Origin of the sequence: Ruegeria sp. HKCCA5763 (assembly GCF_013034545.1) — a bacterium.
In the GTDB taxonomy this organism is placed as follows: Bacteria; Pseudomonadota; Alphaproteobacteria; order Rhodobacterales; family Rhodobacteraceae; genus Ruegeria.
This window is the reverse complement of record NZ_WQGF01000035.1, coordinates 1-1,616: the sequence shown is the minus strand read 5'-3', so window position 1 is coordinate 1,616 and position 1,616 is coordinate 1. Positions and strand designations below refer to the sequence as shown.

The 1,616-nt window shown below is 61.4% G+C and carries 1 protein-coding gene; it reads left to right on the top strand.

All coding sequences use genetic code 11. The features are described 5' to 3' along the window. A partial coding sequence (locus GOV89_RS22650; protein WP_171239154.1) for a bifunctional sulfate adenylyltransferase/adenylylsulfate kinase occupies nucleotides 1-1,616 on the top strand: 1,616 nt, incomplete at both ends.

The window sequence follows — 1,616 nt, the reverse complement described above, 5'->3', positions numbered from 1 at the left end:
CAGAAACTTAAGTTCGAAGCTTCTGATCTGACCAGCCATGACCTGAGCCCGCGTCAGATCTGCGATCTGGAGCTTCTGATGAATGGCGGGTTCAACCCGCTCAAGGGGTTTCTGACCGAAGCTGATTACAACGGCGTGGTGGAGGACATGCGCCTGGCTGACGGCACGCTCTGGCCGATGCCGATCACGCTGGATGTCAGCGAAGATTTTGCCGACAGTATCGAGCTGGGCCAGGACATCGCCCTGCGTGACCAGGAGGGCGTGATCCTCGCCACCATGACCGTCACCGATCGCTGGGCGCCGGACAAGGCGCGTGAGGCCGATAAGGTGTTTGGCGCCGATGACGATGCGCACCCTGCGGTCAACTACCTGCACAACGTGGCCGGCAAAGTCTATCTGGGTGGCCCCGTGACCGGCATCCAACAGCCCGTTCACTATGACTTCCGCGGCCGCCGCGACACGCCAAACGAACTGCGCGCCTATTTCCGCAAGCTGGGCTGGCGCCGCATCGTGGCCTTCCAGACCCGCAACCCGCTGCACCGCGCGCATCAGGAACTGACCTTCCGCGCCGCCAAGGAAGCACAGGCCAACCTGTTGATCCACCCGGTTGTCGGCATGACCAAGCCGGGCGACGTGGATCACTTCACCCGCGTGCGGTGTTATGAGGCGGTGCTGGACAAGTACCCGGCGTCCACCACCTCGATGAGCCTGCTGAACCTGGCCATGCGCATGGCTGGCCCGCGCGAGGCGGTCTGGCACGGGCTGATCCGCGCCAACCACGGTTGCACGCACTTTATCGTTGGCCGCGACCACGCAGGCCCGGGCAAAAACAGCCAGGGCGAAGATTTCTATGGCCCGTACGACGCGCAGGACCTGTTCCGCCAGTATCAGGATGAAATCGGCGTCGAAATGGTCGATTTCAAACACATGGTCTACGTCCAGGAACGCGCCCAGTACGAACCCAATGACGAGATCAAAGACAAGGATAAGGTGACAATCCTTAACATTTCCGGAACGGAGCTGCGCCGCCGTCTGGCCGAGGGTCTGGAAATCCCCGAATGGTTCAGCTTTCCCGAAGTTGTGGCCGAGCTGCGCAAGACCAAACCGCCGCGCAGCCAGCAGGGCTTTACCGTGTTCTTCACCGGCTTCTCAGGCTCGGGCAAATCCACCATCGCCAACGCACTGATGGTCAAGCTGATGGAGATGGGCGGGCGCCCGGTGACGCTGCTGGATGGCGACATCGTGCGTAAGAACCTGTCGTCCGAACTGGGCTTCTCGAAAGAGCACCGCGACCTGAACATCCGCCGGATCGGCTATGTGGCCTCAGAGATCACCAAGAACGGCGGCATCGCCATCTGCGCGCCCATCGCGCCCTACGCCACCACGCGCCGCGCCGTGCGCGAAGAGATCGAACAGTTCGGTGCCTTCTGCGAAGTGCATGTCGCGACCACCATCGAGGAATGCGAACGCCGCGACCGCAAGGGCCTGTACAAGCTGGCCCGCGAGGGCAAGATCAAAGAGTTCACCGGTATTTCCGACCCTTATGACGTGCCGGAAAACCCTGAACTGAGCGTCGAAACCGAAAATGTCGAAGTCGACAACTGCGCTCATCAGGT